This is a genomic window from Pedococcus sp. P2_E2 (genome assembly GCF_056403955.1).
The window spans coordinates 352,456-368,918 of sequence record NZ_JBFUEM010000005.1 but is presented as its reverse complement, the minus strand read 5'-3'; the positions used below and the strand labels follow the sequence as shown (position 1 = coordinate 368,918).

General features: G+C 71.1%; 15 protein-coding genes. 5 read left to right on the top strand and 10 right to left on the bottom strand.

The genetic code is table 11. The features are described 5' to 3' along the window. Positions 1 to 47 precede the first annotated feature (47 nt). Together AC1DWR_RS13095 and AC1DWR_RS13090 are read right to left on the bottom strand one after the other, a co-directional pair. The gene (locus AC1DWR_RS13095) at positions 48 to 2,669 is read right to left on the bottom strand and encodes a glucosidase family protein (RefSeq protein ID WP_477624597.1); all 2,622 of its coding nucleotides are present in this window, start codon (positions 2,667 to 2,669) and stop codon (positions 48 to 50) included. A gap of 146 nt (positions 2,670 to 2,815) precedes the next feature. Next, complete coding sequence (locus tag AC1DWR_RS13090) at positions 2,816 to 3,436, bottom strand: TetR/AcrR family transcriptional regulator (protein WP_477624627.1); 621 nt, start codon at positions 3,434 to 3,436, stop codon at positions 2,816 to 2,818. Positions 3,437 to 3,567: 131 nt separating this feature from the next. Between AC1DWR_RS13090 and AC1DWR_RS13085 the strand changes: the two genes are divergently transcribed. Continuing rightward, positions 3,568 to 4,068 (top strand): cupin domain-containing protein, encoded by a 501-nt coding sequence (locus AC1DWR_RS13085; protein WP_477614294.1) that lies wholly within the window; start codon positions 3,568 to 3,570, stop codon positions 4,066 to 4,068. Positions 4,069 to 4,078: 10 nt separating this feature from the next. On the opposite strand, the gene AC1DWR_RS13080 is transcribed toward AC1DWR_RS13085, so the two are convergent. Further along, on the bottom strand, positions 4,079 to 5,047 hold the full coding sequence (locus AC1DWR_RS13080; RefSeq protein WP_477624596.1) for a carbon-nitrogen hydrolase family protein: 969 nt from the start codon (positions 5,045 to 5,047) through the stop codon (positions 4,079 to 4,081). 93 nt (positions 5,048 to 5,140) lie between these two features. Continuing rightward, positions 5,141 to 6,352, bottom strand: coding sequence for an ATP-binding protein (locus AC1DWR_RS13075; RefSeq protein ID WP_477624595.1), 1,212 nt, complete (start codon positions 6,350 to 6,352; stop codon positions 5,141 to 5,143). Positions 6,353 to 6,562: 210 nt separating this feature from the next. Between AC1DWR_RS13075 and AC1DWR_RS13070 the strand changes: the two genes are divergently transcribed. Beyond that, positions 6,563 to 7,051 carry a hypothetical protein gene (locus tag AC1DWR_RS13070; RefSeq protein WP_477624594.1) on the top strand — a complete coding sequence of 163 codons (489 nt, stop codon included), beginning with the start codon at positions 6,563 to 6,565 and terminating at the stop codon, positions 7,049 to 7,051. A gap of 52 nt (positions 7,052 to 7,103) precedes the next feature. Here AC1DWR_RS13070 and AC1DWR_RS13065 read toward each other — a convergent pair whose 3' ends face one another. Beyond that, positions 7,104 to 7,619, bottom strand: coding sequence for a DUF3806 domain-containing protein (locus AC1DWR_RS13065; RefSeq protein ID WP_477624593.1), 516 nt, complete (start codon positions 7,617 to 7,619; stop codon positions 7,104 to 7,106). A 9-nt stretch (positions 7,620 to 7,628) separates the two neighbouring features. Beyond that, complete coding sequence (locus AC1DWR_RS13060; RefSeq protein WP_477624592.1) at positions 7,629 to 7,955, bottom strand: rhodanese-like domain-containing protein; 327 nt, start codon at positions 7,953 to 7,955, stop codon at positions 7,629 to 7,631. 78 nt (positions 7,956 to 8,033) lie between these two features. On the opposite strand from AC1DWR_RS13060, the gene AC1DWR_RS13055 reads away from it, so the two are divergent. Beyond that, the gene (locus AC1DWR_RS13055) at positions 8,034 to 8,978 is read left to right on the top strand and encodes an aminoglycoside phosphotransferase family protein (protein ID WP_477624591.1); all 945 of its coding nucleotides are present in this window, start codon (positions 8,034 to 8,036) and stop codon (positions 8,976 to 8,978) included. A gap of 37 nt (positions 8,979 to 9,015) precedes the next feature. Here AC1DWR_RS13055 and AC1DWR_RS13050 read toward each other — a convergent pair whose 3' ends face one another. After that, on the bottom strand, positions 9,016 to 9,216 hold the full coding sequence (locus AC1DWR_RS13050) for a hypothetical protein (RefSeq protein ID WP_477624590.1): 201 nt from the start codon (positions 9,214 to 9,216) through the stop codon (positions 9,016 to 9,018). Positions 9,217 to 9,328: 112 nt separating this feature from the next. On the opposite strand from AC1DWR_RS13050, the gene AC1DWR_RS13045 reads away from it, so the two are divergent. Continuing rightward, positions 9,329 to 12,274 carry a helix-turn-helix transcriptional regulator gene (locus AC1DWR_RS13045; protein ID WP_477624589.1) on the top strand — a complete coding sequence of 982 codons (2,946 nt, stop codon included), beginning with the start codon at positions 9,329 to 9,331 and terminating at the stop codon, positions 12,272 to 12,274. Here the strand turns inward: AC1DWR_RS13045 and AC1DWR_RS13040 are convergent. Continuing rightward, on the bottom strand, positions 12,267 to 13,127 hold the full coding sequence (locus AC1DWR_RS13040) for an Fpg/Nei family DNA glycosylase (protein ID WP_477624588.1): 861 nt from the start codon (positions 13,125 to 13,127) through the stop codon (positions 12,267 to 12,269). The genes AC1DWR_RS13045 and AC1DWR_RS13040 overlap by 8 nt on opposite strands. A gap of 87 nt (positions 13,128 to 13,214) precedes the next feature. Between AC1DWR_RS13040 and AC1DWR_RS13035 the strand changes: the two genes are divergently transcribed. Further along, a complete protein-coding gene (locus tag AC1DWR_RS13035; protein WP_477624587.1) occupies positions 13,215 to 14,657 on the top strand; it encodes an MFS transporter in 1,443 nt (480 codons plus the stop codon). A 16-nt stretch (positions 14,658 to 14,673) separates the two neighbouring features. Here AC1DWR_RS13035 and AC1DWR_RS13030 read toward each other — a convergent pair whose 3' ends face one another. Next, on the bottom strand, positions 14,674 to 15,735 hold the full coding sequence (locus AC1DWR_RS13030) for an App1 family protein (protein WP_477614282.1): 1,062 nt from the start codon (positions 15,733 to 15,735) through the stop codon (positions 14,674 to 14,676). 9 nt (positions 15,736 to 15,744) lie between these two features. Then, entirely contained in the window at positions 15,745 to 16,413 is a 669-nt protein-coding gene (locus tag AC1DWR_RS13025; protein ID WP_477614281.1) for a DsbA family protein, read from the bottom strand. Positions 16,414 to 16,463 lie beyond the last annotated feature (50 nt).

Below are 16,463 nucleotides of genomic sequence, written 5' to 3'. Positions count from 1 at the left end.
CAACCGTGGCAACGCCATTGCGCAGAACGGCGTTGCCACGGCATGGTTCAGGAGGCCGTCACCACCAGGGTGTGCGAGCCGGCCTTGGTCGGGACGGTCACCTCGAGGCCACGGTTGGTCGTACGGCTGGTCCAGTCGGACAGCACCCGCCCGTCGAGCACGACCTGGGTCACCGTGCTGCCGCGCGGGACGGTGTGCCCGATCCAGACCTTGTCGGCCCCGACGGCGCTGTCGACGGCAACGGTCGTCGTGTAGCGCGAACCAAGGACGGAGGCCGTCACGCCGGCGAACCCGCCGCCCAGCCGGATGTGCTCACCGGAGGCCGATGGCTGACCGGCCGGCACCTGCGGCACCACGACCAGCTCGCCGTTGCCGAGGTCGGGCTGGAGGCCGAGCCACTGGTGGACGACCGCCCACGCGGTGCCGTAGTTGCCCCACGCCTGCATGAACATCGAGCGGCAGGTCCAGCACCGGTCGATGTTGGCGCCCTGGTCCGGCGAGGGGAAGATCTCCGGCATCGCGCCCGGCTGCTCGTCAGGTGTCCCGCCCGTGGCGGGCTCGGCGAACATCGGGTCGGCCAGGGCGTGCGTGTAGCGCTGCTGCTGTCCGGCACCGAGCCGGCCGTAGTTGCCCTCACCGATCGACTGGATCGACGTGGTCAGGCCGAAGACGACCTTCTCGCCCTGGCCGTTCTGGCCACCGCCGCACCCCGTGTGGAACAGGCCGGTAGACAGGGGAGCCGTCCCGCTGTAGCAGGGGTCCTCGCGGCCGGCGAGCGCGGTGTTCCCGTGGGCGAACGGCGCGAGGCCGGGCACGGTGCGCCCGTTGACCTGCAGCTCGGCCTCCATCGGCGTCTGGCCGATCCAGTGCTTCTGGAACGACTGAACGTTGCCGGGATCGGTGAGCGAGTCGGCGTACTGGGACGCCGCGGCATACCACCACGCCCCGTCGAAGCGGTCGCTGATCTGGCGGGCGAGGGTGTTGGCCCACGAGAAGGTGGGGCCGTCGTGCTTTGCCTTCGCCATGGTGGCCAGGTCGTAGAGCCCGCGGATGTAGTAGACGGTGTTGTCGAGCTTCTCCGTGCCCATGCCGCCGCGCTCGACGTTGCCGAGGCCCTCGGGGAAGCCGTCGTGGTCGGCGTCGAGGGTGCGGGTGACGTACTTGAGGTTGCGCACCGAGAAGTCGTACATCTCGTCTCGGAACCCGTTGTCACCGGTCCAGCGCCACAGGAGCGCCACGGTACTGGGGAACTTCACCGTCTCATCGGTGTTGAAGTTGTATGCCGTGGTGCCGTCCGGGTTGGTGCTGCGGGAGTCCTGGCCGTACCAGATCGACCCGTCCGACACGACCTCGTGCGTCACGACGCCCGAGCGGTTGTTGAGGATGTCGGACACCTCGCGCAACGCCCGTAGGTGGTCCTTGATCGCCTCGAACTGCCCGACCGACACCGATGCGAACGCGGTGTACTCGGCGTCCGTGCCGAAGATCCACGGGTAGTCGGGGAAGCCTGCCCCGATCCAGGTCGCCTTGGCGACGGTCCCGGAGGGTGCGGGGAACTGCTTGCCCTGGTTGGTCCAGCGGATCTGCAGGTCGGTCGCCGTCTGGGTGAGGTCGGCAATGTTCTGCTTGCCCCACTGCACTGCGTCCTGCACCAGCGGGTCGCCGGGCAGGGAGAGCTGCGTCATCTGCGACAGCGCCTGGCGTGAGGCCTTCTTGGCGGCCAGGGCCGCACCGGGGTCGGCCAGCGCCTTGGCGAGCTCGCCACGGGCCGAGGTCAGTCCCTGGTCGGAGCCGGCGACGGCCAGCCAGATCGTCGTCGAGCCGCCGGCCGGCAGGTCGAGGCTGTAGGTCAGCCGGCCGCCGGTGCCCTTTCCGAAGGGTCCGTCGTCGCAGGCGGAGGGCTTGGGGTCTGCCGGGGCGCCCGTCTCGTTGCCGGTGCAGCGGTGGCCGGGCTGGGCTCCGTAGAACTGGCTGCCGATCTGCCCGGTGCTCGGGGTGGCTGCGGTGCCGACGACCGCGGCGTAGTGGTGGACAGGGGCCCCGGGCAGCGCACCGTCGTCGGTGAAGACGAGGTTCTTGCCGTCGTAGGCACCGGTGTCCTGGAGGTTGTCGCTCGCGTTCGGGGTCACGCCGCCGAAGCCCCACGGGTACTGGCCCATCAGCTCGGAGTGGGCGTCGACCGAGAGCTTGGCCGTCCGGGCCGCACCCGGGTTGGTCACGGTCAGGCCGAAGAGCGCACCACGCACGCCGTCAGGCACGAAGTCCGTGCGCGCGACCTTGAGGCCTGCGGTGTCGGGCAGGTCGTAGCGGCTGTAGCCCCATCCGCTCGTGAACTTCGTCGCGGGCCCCACCCACTGGTCGTCGAGGCCGAACCACACGCCGTCGACCATCTTCATCGGAGGTGTCCAGACGCCGCCCATCTCACCGGTGATGTGCCAGCCGTTCGCGTAGAACCGGCCGTCCTCGAAGCCGATGGAGTAGGCGCGGGTGCCGGCCGAGACCTCCCGTCGGTCGGCCAGGCGCGTGCTCACCGACAGCTCGTCGCCGGCCGCGGCGACCGCCGCTGCGGTCCCCCCTCCCCTCGGCGTGGCAGTGGCGGGCACCTGTGCCGCCATGACGGCCACTCCCAGCAGCAGCGCTGTTGCACCGGCAACGTGAGATCGAGACATCGTCGTCCTCCGACCCAGAAGGGGGAGCGACGCCGGGCGGCGTCGCCTGGGTGGTCTGGACGGTTCGCCCGAGGTTTTCGGACTACTTTGTCCGGACCTTGGGACGCTACACCCGGCCCTGCGGACCGGCAACGCAAGATTTCGTGCTAGCCAGCCGACGTCCCGACCGCCGCACTGGGGCTAGCGATCGCCCTCGTCAGCAGCGCCTGGGCCGACTCGCACATCAGGTCCGCAGCCTCGTCCCGCGACAGTCCCGCCATGTCGGTGAGCCAGACCAGCGCTTCGATCCCGGCGGCACTGCGGATCGCCAGAACGAGCCGGTGCAGCGCCTGGTCGCCGAGCTGTCCGCGCAGCGGTTCGAGGGCCTCGGTGATCCAGGCGATCGCCCGACCCTGCCGCAAGGGCAGCGGCGAGCCGTCTGCGTCACGGGGCTCGAGGGACAGCCGCAGCATGGTGCGCTGCTGGGCCTCGGTCTGCACGATCAGCGTCGTGAAGGCGCGGATGACGATGTCGAGCCGCGCGGCAGGCTCCGCGGGAGGGTCGTCGCCGAGCAAGGAACGCGCGCCGGTCTCGGGATGGGCGGCAGCCAGGAGGGACCCGTGGTTGGGGAAATAGCGGTATGCCGTGGCGCGCGACACCGAGGCCGCGACGGCGGCCTGGTCGACGGTCGGGATCTCACCCCTGGCCACCATGGCGCGCGCGGCGTCGACGAGCGCCCTGCGGGTGCGGCTCTTCTGACCGGTCCGGCCGTGGGTCTCGTAGGGCATTGACACACCGTTCATGATACGTCAGTCTCATCATGAGACTCCAGTCTCACGGACGGTGTGTCCGATCGGTGTGTCCACACGGCGGCCTGGTCGACGCCGATCCCCACGCAAGTCCGACGAAAGTGGGCGTCATGTCCAGCACGACCACGGTTCCCGCAGCCATCATCAGGGCCGAGGGCGAAGGAGAGCGTCGCTGGTTCTTCGGCGGCGGCGTCCACACCTGGAAGGTGCGCGCCCACGAGAGCAACGGCGCCTTCCTGCTGTTCGAGGACTCGATGTCCGGCGGGAAGGCGACCCCGCTGCATACCCATCCGGACTCCGACGAGACCGCGCTGGTGCTTGAGGGCGAGATCCTCATGCACGTCGACGGAGTCGACCACCACGTCGGTGCCGGCGGTGTCGCGGTCGCACCACGGGGAGTGCCGCACGCCTTCCGGGTGCTGTCGGCGAGCGCGAAGATCCTGTTCCTGCACACGCCGGGGTGCTGCGAGGCGTTCTACTGGGATGCGAGTGAACCGCTGGCCGAGGACGGGGTCGACGGCGCAGACGGTGTCGTCGACTTCGACCGGGTCCGCGCCTCCGCGCAGGCGAATGGCGGGATCGTGCTGCTCGGCCCGCCGCCGTTCGGGTGAGGCCCCAGGGTCACCCTCCCTGCGAAGCGGTCTCCTCGGACAGGACGGTGACGGCGCGCTGACGTCGTGTGTCGACGGTCAGCTGGAAGACGTCGGGGCGGTGGTAGTGGCCGACGGGGTCGAACATCCGTCGTCCGGAGGCCACCGCGGTGAGGTCGACCTCCGCGGTGAGGATGCCCTCCTCGTGACGCAGCGGACCGGCGACGATCTCGCCGTTGGGGTTGCAGATCACGCTGTTGCCCGGCTCGACCCACTCGGCCTCGGCACCCTCCTGCGCCCGCCACACGCGGTCGCGGTCCGGGAAGTCGACAGGGATCTGGTCCACGCGCAGGCAGGGGTTCACACCGAGCACCCACACCCGACCCTCCCGGGCGATGTGCCGCATCGTCGCGATCCAGCCGTCACCCTGGGCCAGGGTGGGCGCGACCCAGATCTCGACCCCCTGGGCGTACTGGTGAAAGCGCGCCAGCGGCATGTAGTTCTCCCAGCAGATGAGGCCACCCACCCGGCCCAGGTCGGTGGGCACCACGTCGAGCATCGAGCCGTCACCCATCCCCCACACCGTCCGCTCGGATCCCGTGGGCATCAGCTTGCGGTGCTTGTTGAGCAGTCGTCCATCCGGCCCGAAGTACAGGAGCGTGTTGTAGATCGTGGTCCCGTGCGGCTCCCGCTCGTCGACCCCGACCACCACGTATGCCGCCGCCTCCCGGGCGGYGGCGCCGATCCGTTCCGTGGTCGGCCCTGGTACGACGACCGCCTGGTCGACGAGGCGGGCGAACCAGGCCTCGTCGCCGTCCCAGATGGGGACCGAGTCGATCCAGATCGGCGTGCCGGGCACGAAGACCTCGGGGAACACGATCAGCTCGGCGCCCCGAGCGGCGGCCTCCGCGATGAGCTGCACGACCTTGTCGGTCGTCGCCTCGCGATCCATGAGCACGTAGGACGCCTGCACCGCAGCCGCCGTGAAGACTCTGCTCATCGAGGCACCTCCACCCGACGTCGCTCAGGTCAGGCCCAGGACGGGCGAGCCCTGCTCCTCACGGTAGACCGGTCGCCCTCGTGATGACCTACCTCAGCTGGCGGAGCGCAGGTAGCGGCCGAAGTGGGGGACGGTGAACGCGATCCGGCCTCGCTCGCCCGAGTAGATCAGACCCTTCTTGAGGAGCGCATCCCTTGCCGGAGAGAGGGATTGGGGTTTGCGGTCGAGGACCTGTGCCACCGACGCGGTGGGCACCGACTCGGTCTCGTCGACCTCCTCGCCGGCTTCGGCCAGCGTCAGCGCAGCGTCCGCCATGGCTCGCAGGTACTCCCGCTCGGCAGGTGTGGCCCGTTCGAACCGGGACCCGAAGAACCCCACCGCCAGCTCCGCCTCTGCCTCGGGTGCGGCCACCGTGATGTCCTCGGCCGTGATCGGCGAGCGCGGGGCGACGTCCCACGCGACCTTGCCGTAGGCCTGGACGAAGTACGGGTAGCCGGCGGTGGCGGCATACATCGCGTCCAACGCCTCGGGCGTGAACTCGGCCTCCTCGTCGGCGGCCGGCGCGACGAGGGCGAGGTCGGCCGCGGCGCGGTCGAGGCGGTCGATGCGTTGGTAGCGGAACAGGCGCTCGGAGTAGGACTTCGACGCGGACAGCACCGCCGGGAGGTGCGGGAGCCCGGCACCCACGACGATGACCGGCAGGCCTGACTGGGAGATCTCGTGGCAGGCCGCACAGATCGCCGAGACGTCGTCAGCCGAGAGGTCCTGCATCTCGTCGATGAAGATCGCGACGCCCCGGCCCACGTCGGCCGCCAGCCCACCCACGTCGGTGAGGAGCTCGACCAGGTCGATCTCGATGTCGCCGGAGTCCGCGCGGCCGGTGGCCACGGGAACGTCGATGCCGGGGTTCCACTTCTCCCGCAGCTTGGCGCCCGGAGCGGCGTCCCGCTGGGCAAAGGCCTTGATCACCCCGAGGACGTGGTCCACCTCGTCACCCGCGGGATGCCCGAGCTCCCGGACCGCCACGTGCAACGCCGCGGACAACGGCCGGCGCAGGCCCTGGTCGGGACGCGCCTCGAGCTTGCCGGTCCCCCAGCGGGCGCGGACGGCGGCCGAGCGCAGGGCGTTCAGCAGCACCGTCTTGCCGACCCCACGCAAGCCGGTGAGGACGATCGACCGCTCGGGTCGACCGCGCGCGATGCGTTCGATCACCACGTCGAAGGCGTGCAGCTGCTCGTCACGACCGGCGAGCTCGGGCGGGCGCTGGCCGGCTCCGGGCGCGTACGGGTTCCGTATCGGGTCCACGATCGCAGGCTATGGGGGTTTCTAGCGTTTCCCTGAGATTTCGGGATACGCACCGATCGTGTCGCCCTCGACGGGTTCGGGGCGGGGGCAGGTCGAGCTCAAGTCCGGCTTCAAGTCGAGCCCAAGTGCCGCCCAAGAGGCGCTGGCCACAGTGGTCCCACCAACAGCGCCGGACCGCCCGGCCAGACCAAGGATCACTGGAGTCATCCCATGAATGTCCGCACCATCACCGCCGTCGCCAGCGCCACCTTTGCGCTCGTGCCACTCGTCCCTGCAAGCGCTCACGCCGCCACCGTCGAGCGCCTCGACCGCAGCCTCTTCGACGGCACCCCGAGCGTGTCCGCCTCGAGCTGGCACTTCGACGGGCCGACCGCAGGGCCACTCGGAGGCGCGCTCGACCTGGTCGTCACCGCCTCCGACGGCACCTTCCCGACCGTCCCGGGTACCTGCGAGCCGGTCGACGTCCACGCGGTCCTGCAGGTCAGCCCCGGCGAAGAGCTCACCATCAGCACCACCGGTGAGGCCTGCGCCCACATCATCGACGCCAGCCTCAGCGTGAACGCCTACTTCGACAAGGCCGACCTCGCGTACGCCGGCGCCGAGCACAAGAAGGCCAAGGTCGTCGGGGACGGCCTCATCGCGGCAGCGCACAGCTGGCTCGGGGGACAGGCCAGCGTCTCGACGTCCGTCCGCTGGTGAGACCTGGGGGTGGGTCGCGCGGGTCTGCGCGGCCCACCCTCCTCGCTGCGCGTCAGTCGCGGGTGCGGCGGCGGACGATGTGCCCCACCACGGCAGGGATCCAGCCGGTCTCGCCGCGCATCCAGCGTCCCGCCACCAGGTTGTGCGGGACGACGACGAACGAACCCTTGAAACCCTCGGTCAGCGACAGGTCGGTCCCGAAGACATCGGTGACCACCTGCCAGTCGAGGTCGGTGTGGCGGTCGAGGTGCTCGCCGATCCCCACCGCGTAGCGCTCCACGACGGCGGCATGGTCGGGACGGTCGTCCTCCGGCGCGGCCGACCACGCGGCATACGCCCGGTCGAGGCCGGCACTGAGCGAGTCGAGGTCGTCGACGTCGACTCCTTCGGCGGTCAGCGACTCCAGGGCGGCGGTGATCCGGCCTCGCTCACCGTCACCCAGCGGGTCCACCAGCGGGCGCAGCGAAGCGCCTGGGTCGAGCGTGTCACCGGCATCGGGGAGCGTGCGCTCCTCCGTCTCGGGCACGTCAGCTGCGGAGTCGTCGCGGCCCCGACCGAACCACGCCATGGCCGTGACCTACTTGACCGTGGCGGAGCCCGAGTCGGCGACGAGCTGCTTGCCCGCGCCCTGCCACGCCTTCATGCCGCCGTCGAGGTTGGCGACGTCGAAACCCTGTTGCGACAGCCACGCCACGGCCCTGGACGAACGGCCACCACCGCGGCAGGCCACGGCGAGCGTGCCCGCATCGGTGTCCGGCAGCTCGTCGAGCCGGGACGGCAGCTCGCCGAGCGGGATGTGCAGGGCACCGGGCGCATGGCCCGCGTCCCATTCGTCCTGCTCGCGCACGTCGAGCAGTACGGCGTGGTCGTGGACGTCCGTGACAGGAACCTGGGGGATGGTCATGCCCCCAATGAAACACCCCCGCCAGACCGCGCGGAAATCCAGTGGGCAGACCGTCCCCGCGGGCGGCACAGTGTGGCCATGACGAGCAGCGCGGCGGCGATCGCCCGGGTGGTGGCCACGGCTCGCGCCCAGGTGGGCGACCATCCCGCTCTCGTGCCGGTGCTCGACGGCCTGCCCGAGCTGCTCGCGGACCTGGTCGAGCGCTGGTCGCTCACCCTCGGCGAGGTGTACGCCGAAGGCCTGGGCGTCCCCGTGGTCGCCGTCGACGCCGACGGGACGCCTGCGGTCCTCAAGATCGAGCAGGTGGGCCCCGGCTTCACGGCCCAGGTCGCCACTCTCGAGGCAGGACACGGGCGCGGGTATGCCGCGGTGCTGGCGTCCGACGCCCCTCGCGGCGCCGTGCTGCTGGAACGCCTCGGGCCCAGCCTCGCCTCCTCTCGGCTGCCTGCGGTGACCCAGGTCGACCACCTGGCCGCCACGCTGCGGTTGGCGTGGGAGGTGCCGGTGTCCCTGGCTCCCGAGGTCGCTGCCGGGGAGGACAAGGCCGCGGTGCTGGCGGGGATCGTGCGCCGGTTCCGTCAGGGCGACGACGAGGAGCGTTGGGGCGCAGCACTGGACCGCGCCCACGAGCTCGCCCGTCACCTGTCGGCGACCCGCGATCCCGCGCGCGACGTCCTCTGCCACGGCGACCCCCACCCCGGCAATGCGTTGCAGGCCAACGGGATCCCTCGCTACAAGCTCGTCGACCCCGACGGGTTCCGGTGCGAGCCCGAGTACGACGTCGGCGTGACCCTGCGTGACTTCAGCAGGGAGGTCCTGGCCAGCCGGGACCATTCCCTGGCCCGCGAGCGGCACGAGGCCCTGTGTGCGCACGCGGCCGAGCTCACCGGCACCGACCCGGAGCGGGTGGGGCAGTGGGCCTTCGTCGAGCGGGTCACCACCGGCCTCTACCTGCGGTGGTTCGACGACGACGAGGCAGCCGAGACCTTCCTCAACGCAGCCACGGTGCTGCTCCGGGACTGACCCCGGCGAGACGTGGGCCAGCCGTGGACCACGAGCCTCAGTCCTTGGCGTCGCCCCGCGCGCGACCATGCCGCGCGTGACGATAGGTGAACGCTCCGACCGCGATCGCGACCAGTCCGACCACGGTCAGGCTGGTCGAGTCGAGGGGCTTGTCGATGGCCGCGACCGGGACGACGAGGACCACACAGAGGAAGAGGGAAGCGCCCAGAGCCCGGAGGACTGCTCGTGCAGGCCTCACAGTCCCCCTCAGACGTCTCGTCGCCGTTCTCTCACCCTCTAGAGTCCGTGGACGCTGCTCGGTGACGGACGAGCGGACGACGGGGCGCCGACCACGGGTGGATGATCGGGAGATGGACCCCCCACGGCCCCTGGTGGGACGCGCTGCCGAACAGGCGCGGCTGCTCCGCGCGCTGGACGAAGCCGTGGCTGGGAAGCCGGGGGCGACGCTGCTCCACGGCGAGCCCGGCATCGGCAAGACCAGCCTCGTCCGCGACCTGGTCGAGCGGGCGCAGGCGCGAGGGTTCCACGTCCTGTTCGGCCAGTGCCTCCGGTTCGGGGCCGAGGTCACCACGCACCTGCCGTTCACCCAGGCATTCGACCGCTGGGGGCGAGGCGTCGGCGCCGAGACCCTCGACCGGGTGTTTCCCGGTGCGGTTTCCCACGGCAACGTGCTGGGATCCCGCGGCGGCGTTGCCCACCCCGGGTCGCAGGGACTGCTCTTCCAGCTTGCTGGTGCCGTGGACCGACTGGCCGACGACGCACCCACCCTCGTGGTCGTGGACGACCTCCAGTGGGCTGACCCGAGCTCCCTCGATGTCCTCTCCTTCATCGTCGCCGGACTGCACCCGGGTCAGCACCTCACGCTCGCCCTCACCTACCGGGACACCGAGCTGGGTGATGGGCACCGGCTGTACGGCTGGTTGGCCGACGTGCGACGCCTCACCGCCGTCCACCACCTCCGCCTCTCGCGCCTCAGCGCCGGCGAGACGGAGCAGCTCGTGCTGCGGCTGCCAGGCGTGCAGGCCGATGTGGCGCTGGCAGAGAGGGTTTTTGCCCGTTCCGAGGGAAACCCCTACCTCGCGGAGCTCGTGGCGCAGGAGGTCGGCGATACCGACGGTGCCGGCGGCCGACTCGCCCAGGCGCTGCTCGCTTCGTGGCACCGACTCGGTCCCACGGCCAGGTCGGTCACCCAGCTGGTGGCCGTCGCCGGGCGTCCCGTGGCGTTCCGCGTGCTCGAGGACCTCGCCCGACGGCGTGGAATGGCGGCCGACGAGGTGACGGCCGCCGTGAGCGAGGCGGTCGGCGAGGGCATCACCGTCGTTCAGGACCGTGGGGACGTCTGGTTCCGCCACCCCCTGCTGGCCGAGGTGGTGGTCACGACGCTGCCCCCGTGGGAGCTCCCCGAGGTCCATCGCGCCTTCGCCGCCGGCTGGGAGGCCGCCGAAGGCGTCACGGACGCCGAGCGCGCGACCCACCTCGCCCTGCACTACGCCGCCGCCGAGGACGTGGAACCGGCCTTCAGATGGGCTCTGCGCGCCGCGGACGAATCCCTCAGGCTCCACGCGATCAGCGAGGAGGCGACACACCTCGCCACGGCCGGCGACCTGCTCGAGCTGGTTCCGGCTGAGTCGAGGCCGTCCAGGACCGAGCTGCTCACGAGGGCCGGGCGGTGCCTGATCGCCGCCGGCAGACCGGCCCTGGCCGTGGAGTTCTACGAGCGGGCGCTCTCGGCCGTCGATCCACAGGAGGAGCCGCTGGCCGCCTGCCGCGTCCTGATGGCGCTGAACTTCGCCAAGGGGACCAACATCACCGGCAGCGCTTCGGCCGTGGTCGCCGACTTCGAGCGAGCCGTCGCCCTGACCGACCCCTTCCCGGACTCGAAGGAACGGGTGCTCGCGCTCGCGCACCTGGCCAACTTCGAGGTCTTCGAGGGGATCGCCGCCGGTGCGGGACACGCAGCGGAGGCCGTCCACCTTGCCGAGGCACTGGGTGCCGACGACGCCCTCGCCTGGGCTCTGGTGGTGCGCGCGCAGACGTCGTGGGGCACCCATGACGGCGTCGTCGATGCGGAGCGGGCGTGGGCTCTGGCCCGTGGGGTCGACGAGACCGAGCTGCTCATCAGGGTGTCGGTCAACGTCTGCAACAGCTTCGAGTCCGTGGGGCAGCTCGCAGCGTCGGCGTCGCTCTCGCGCGAGGTCTTTGCGCTCATGCGGGAGCGCGGCAGCGCCCAGGGCATCTCCTGCACCGGTGCGCGCGCAGCGCTGACGCTGGTCCAGCTCGGCCAGTGGGACGTTGCGCGCTCCATCATCCGCGAAACGCTGGCCCTGCGGCTGAACACCCGCTGGGGAGCGGCAGCCCGGTGCGGCGCGGCCGTGCTCAGCGCCCTGGAGGGCGACGTAGCCGCGGCCGACGCGCACCTGAACCGCGCCAGGGAGCTGATGCCCGTCAGCGGCCTGGGGGACGAGTTCATCCTGAGCGAGATGCTGGTCGCCCTCGAGCTCGGACGACCTCGACGCACCCTCGAGCTGGTCGAGACCTGGATGACCCAGGCCGTCGCCCTCGACCACTCCGTGGCCGACGAACTCCTCCGGCTGGCGGCGCGCGCCGCAGCCGACCTGGCGGACGCCGGTGCGGGCGCGTCCGACGAAACGAGGGCCGCCGCGATCTCCTGGCTGGAGCGCATCGAGTCCCTGCGTGGTGGCTCGCCGCCGCCGTTCCTGCCCTCCGGGCTGGAGGACGCCGTCCACCCGGCGTGGGGCGCTCTCTACGGCGCAGACCGGGCCAGGTGCCACGGCGAGGACCCGACGTCGCTGCCCTTGTGGCAGGCGGCGGCTGAGGCGACCAACCGTGCCGGACTCCGGTTCGACCACGCCAGGTCGCTGTACTTCCTCGGCCGGACGCTCCTGGCAGAGCCGAAGGGTCGCGAGAGGGCGGCCGACGCGCTGGGCCGAGCGGCTGCCATCGGCGACGAGCTCCGGGCGGCCCCGCTGGTTGCCCTCGTCGAACAGCTGGCCCTGCAGGCGCACCTCTCCCTGGTCGACCCCGGCGAGCACCACCCCGCAGCCGAGCCGGTCACCGAGCTGGTGGGCGTGGCCCTGACCCCGCGTGAGGCCGAGATCCTGGACCACATCGTCGCCGGGGAGACCTATGCGCAGGTGGCGCGCCACCTGTTCATCAGTGAGAAGACGGTGAGCGTCCACGTCTCCAACCTGCTCCACAAGACCGGTACGTCGAGCCGAATCCAGCTCGCCGCCCTGGCCGTGCGATCGCACGGGGTCCGGGACACCGCTACTTGAGGAGGCGGGACATCCGACGGTCGGCCAGCGGCTTGCCACCGGTCTGGCAGGTCGCGCAGTACTGCAACGACGAGTCGGCGAACGACACCTCGCGCACCACGTCGCCGCAGACCGGGCAGGTCTCCCCGGTGCGGCCGTGCACCCTCATCCCCGCGCGCTTGGCGTCCTTGAGCTCCTTGGCCGGCTTGCCCGAGGCGGTCGCGACGGCCGCGGACAGCGTTCCCCGCAACGCGGCATACAGGCGATCCACGGCCTCGTCGTCGAGGCTGGCTGCCATCGCGAACGGCGACATCCTGGCGACGTGGAGGATCTCGTCGGAGTAGGCGTTGCCGATCCCGGCGATGAACCCCTGGTCGCGCAGCAGCCCCTTGATCTGTGAGCGTCGCCCGGACAGCAGCGCCCCGAACGCCTCACGGGTGAACTCGTCGGCCATCGGGTCAGGTCCGAGGGAGGCGATCCCGGGGACGTCGTGCGGGTCACGGACGAGATAGGCGGCGAGACGCTTCTTGGTACCCGCTTCGGTGAGGTCGAAGCCGGACGCATCGGAGAACCGGGTGCGCAGGGCGATCGGTGACTTGCCCGGACGCAGCACCGTGTTGGGCATCGCGTCAGACCAGCGCAGCCAGCCCGCGCGGGCGAGGTGGAAGACGAGATGCACTCCGTCGCAGTCGATGTCGACGAACTTGCCGTGCCGGGACACAGCGTCGACGGGAGCTCCGCTGAGCGCCTGCGGTGGCGGGTCGAAGGTCTTCAGCACCGAGAAGGACCCGAGCTCGACCCCTGTCACGGCGAGCCCGACGGTCCGCTCGGCGAGGAAGTCGACGAGCGCCTGGACCTCGGGCAGCTCCGGCACAAGGCCGAGTTTGTCAGAGATCCGCCGCGGATCCGCGGGAATCCCAGCACCGACAGACCCCTTGCGCGGCGGTGCGACGATGGAGCCATGACGACGACGGCCGCACCCAAGGAGCTGCTGCGGCTCAAGTCGCACACCGGACGGCTGGCCCTCACCACCACGGTGCTGGGGAGCGGAATCGCCCTGCTCGACAGCACCATCGTCAACGTCGCGCTCCCGACGATCGGACGCGACCTCGAGGCCGACCTCGCCGGCCTGCAGTGGGTCGTCAACGCCTACGCGCTGACGCTGGCCTCCTTCATCCTGCTCGGCGGCTCACTGGGCGACCGGTTCGGGCGACGGGCGATGTATGCCGTGGGCGTGGGCGGGTTCGGTGTCGCCTCGGTGCTCTGCGCCCTATCGCCGACGGTCGAGGTGCTCATCGCGGCACGTGCCTTCCAGGGTCTGTGCGCTGCACTGCTGGTTCCCGGCAGCCTCGCGATCCTCCAGGCGTCCTTCCACCGGGACGACCGGATGGCTGCCATCGGCGCCTGGACCGGCCTGCTGGGCGTCGCCACGGCTTCGGGACCTGTCATCGGCGGCTGGCTCGTCGAGCGTGACTGGAGGTGGGCCTTCTGGCTCAACGTGCCACTGGCGGTGGTGGTCGTGGTGCTGAGCCTCAAGTTCGTGCCCGAGTCGCGAAATCCGTTGGCCAGCAAGCACGTCGACGCAACCGGGGTCGCCCTGGCCGTGGTCGGACTGGCCGGCCTCACCTATGGCCTGACGTCCCTGTCCGACGGGCTCAGCGCCTCGGCCCTGACCATCGGTGCGATCGGCGTGATCGCGCTGGGCGGGTTCGTCCGGGCTGAGCTGCACACCCACGACCCGATGGTTCCGCCCTCGCTGTTCGCCAACCGGGTGTTCACCACCATCAACCTCGTCACGCTCCTCGTCTACGCGGGACTGTCCGCCGCGCTGCTGTTCCTCGTGCTCTTCCTCCAGACCGTGGCTGGCTGGTCCGCGCTCGAGGCTGGTGCCGCGACCCTGCCCCTCAGTGTTGTCATGCTTCTTCTCGCCGGCCGCTTCGGCAGACTGGCCGCCAGGTCCAGCCCACGCCCCTACATGATCGGCGGAACCCTCGTCGCCGCAGCGGGATTCGTGCTGTTGGCCATGTCGCCGAGAGAGGCCTCCTACGTCACCAACGTCTTTCCCGGCATCACGCTGGTGGGGCTCGGCCTCGCCATGACGGTCGCCCCCCTGACCGGCACCGTGCTCGCCGCCGCGCCGGACGAGCTGGCCGGCACCGCGAGTGGCGTCAACAACGCGGTGGCGCGCACGGCCGGCCTGCTCGCCGTGGCAGCCCTTCCCCCGCTGGTCGGGTTGGGCGGCGCCGACTACGCGTCGGCCGACGCGCTCGCGCCCTCCTACCGACTCGCCATGCTGGTCTGCGCCGGGCTGCTGGTCGGCGGTGCAGCCCTGACTGCCTTCGGCCTGGCCCAGCGCGAGACGCCGTGCGCGGACGCACCCCACCTCGACGTCACGGCTCGCTAGCTGCGCGGGCCGTGCCCTACAGGTCGAGGGCGATGCGCAGCAGCCGCACCAGCCCGTAGCCGTCGCCCGCGCGGCATACCGGCACCTCGCGCTCGTGGCGGCCACGCGGTGCGGCGAACTCCTCCAACGACACGGGTATGCCGTGGGACAGCACCTGCTCGCCCGGCGTCAGCTCGCGGATGGCGATGGCTGCGACCGTGTGCGGCCGTTGCTCGGCGAAGTCGCCGTAGATCTTGGGGTCGTGCTGGCCGTCGTCACCGACGAGGACCCAGCGGATGTGGGGGAACTCGTTGGCGAGCCGGTGCAGGCAGGCCTGCTTGTGCTCCTGCCCCGACCGGAACCACCCGGTGTTGGTCGGACCCCAGTCGGTGAGGAGCAGGGGGCCCGGCGGGTAGCCGTGACGTCGAAGGAACCGGGTCAGGGTCGGCGCGGTGTTCCACGCGCCGGTGGAGACGTAGACCATCGGTGCGTTCGGGTGTCGTTCGAGCAGCTCGCGGTACATCGTCGCCATGCCGGGCACGACGTGTCGGGCGTTCTCGCTCTTCACGAAGGTGTTCCAGGCCGCGATCATCGGGCGAGGCAGGGACGTCGAGATGACCGTGTCGTCGATGTCGCTGATCAGGCCGAAGGTCTCGTCGTCGCCCACGATCATGACGGCCGCCACCACGTCCTCGGCGTCGGCCGCGCTCACCCTGACCTCGTGCCAGCCGGGCTCGAGTCCGTGGCCCTTGACCTTGGTGTCGATGTAGCCGCTGCGGTCGCTGCGGGTGTGCACAGTCTTGGCGCCGACGGTGATCGTCACGGGGACGTTCATCGCCGGTGCGGTGACGAACGCGCGCCAGCCACGGCGCTCGTCCTCGGCGGACCGGAGCTCCGCTGCGGAGGCGCCGGCGTCGGCGCGCTCACCGGGCTCGGGTCGCCGGGTCAGCAGCACCCTGCCGAGCACCCGGGCGAACTCCTGCGAGCCGTAGCCGGTGTGGGCCACGATCCGGGTCTGCCAGCCGCGGCGTCTCAGCGCCGAGTCGACCCGACGGTGCCAGGCGTCCTCGACGATGGAAGCGCGATGCGGTCTGGCCATGGACAGACCCTATGGCCTCGTGAGCACCGTCCTGAACTGGTCGACGAGTCGATCACCGGTGGCGCCGGGGCCGTCGAACTCGAAGATCTGCTCGCCACGGCTGGCGATGAGCAGTGGCCCTCCGCCGAGGTCGAAGTCCTGGGCGAGCTCGAAGTCCTCGGCGGCCAGCTCACGGGCCCGCTGGCTGGCCGCGAACAGCTCGACAGCGGGACCGTCGAGACCGAGACCCGCGCAGATCGACTCGAGGACACCCGGTGCGTCGAGCGGGCGCGACTCGACGAAGTACGCGTGCTGCACGGCACCCAGGACCGTCGAGACGGGCAGCTCGCCCGCAGCGAGGAGGGCGATGAGGCACGCGGCCGGTGCGTTGGCGGCATACCGGCCGGACTGCACGACCTCCACGTCGACGAGCGAGCAGGCGGCACTGAGCACCGCGCTGACCGAGGGCAGGTAGGCCCACGAGTCGGGATCGTAGATGTCCATGACGTAGACGAGCAGGGTCGACGGGTCGGCCGTCGACGGCAGTCCGTGTCCTGTCCATCCGGTGGTGGAGCGGCCCGGAACGCCGAGTCCGGGGAGTCGCGGCTCGTGTCCGCAGCGCAGGCCCAGCCTCGTCGACGGGCGGGGGGTGCCACAGCCGGTGAAGCCGCCGCGGCAGGTGCGGGGAGCACCCTTCATCTCGCAAACCTCCTGGGGCAAGACCGCTGCCCGTGGATGCACAGTCCCGG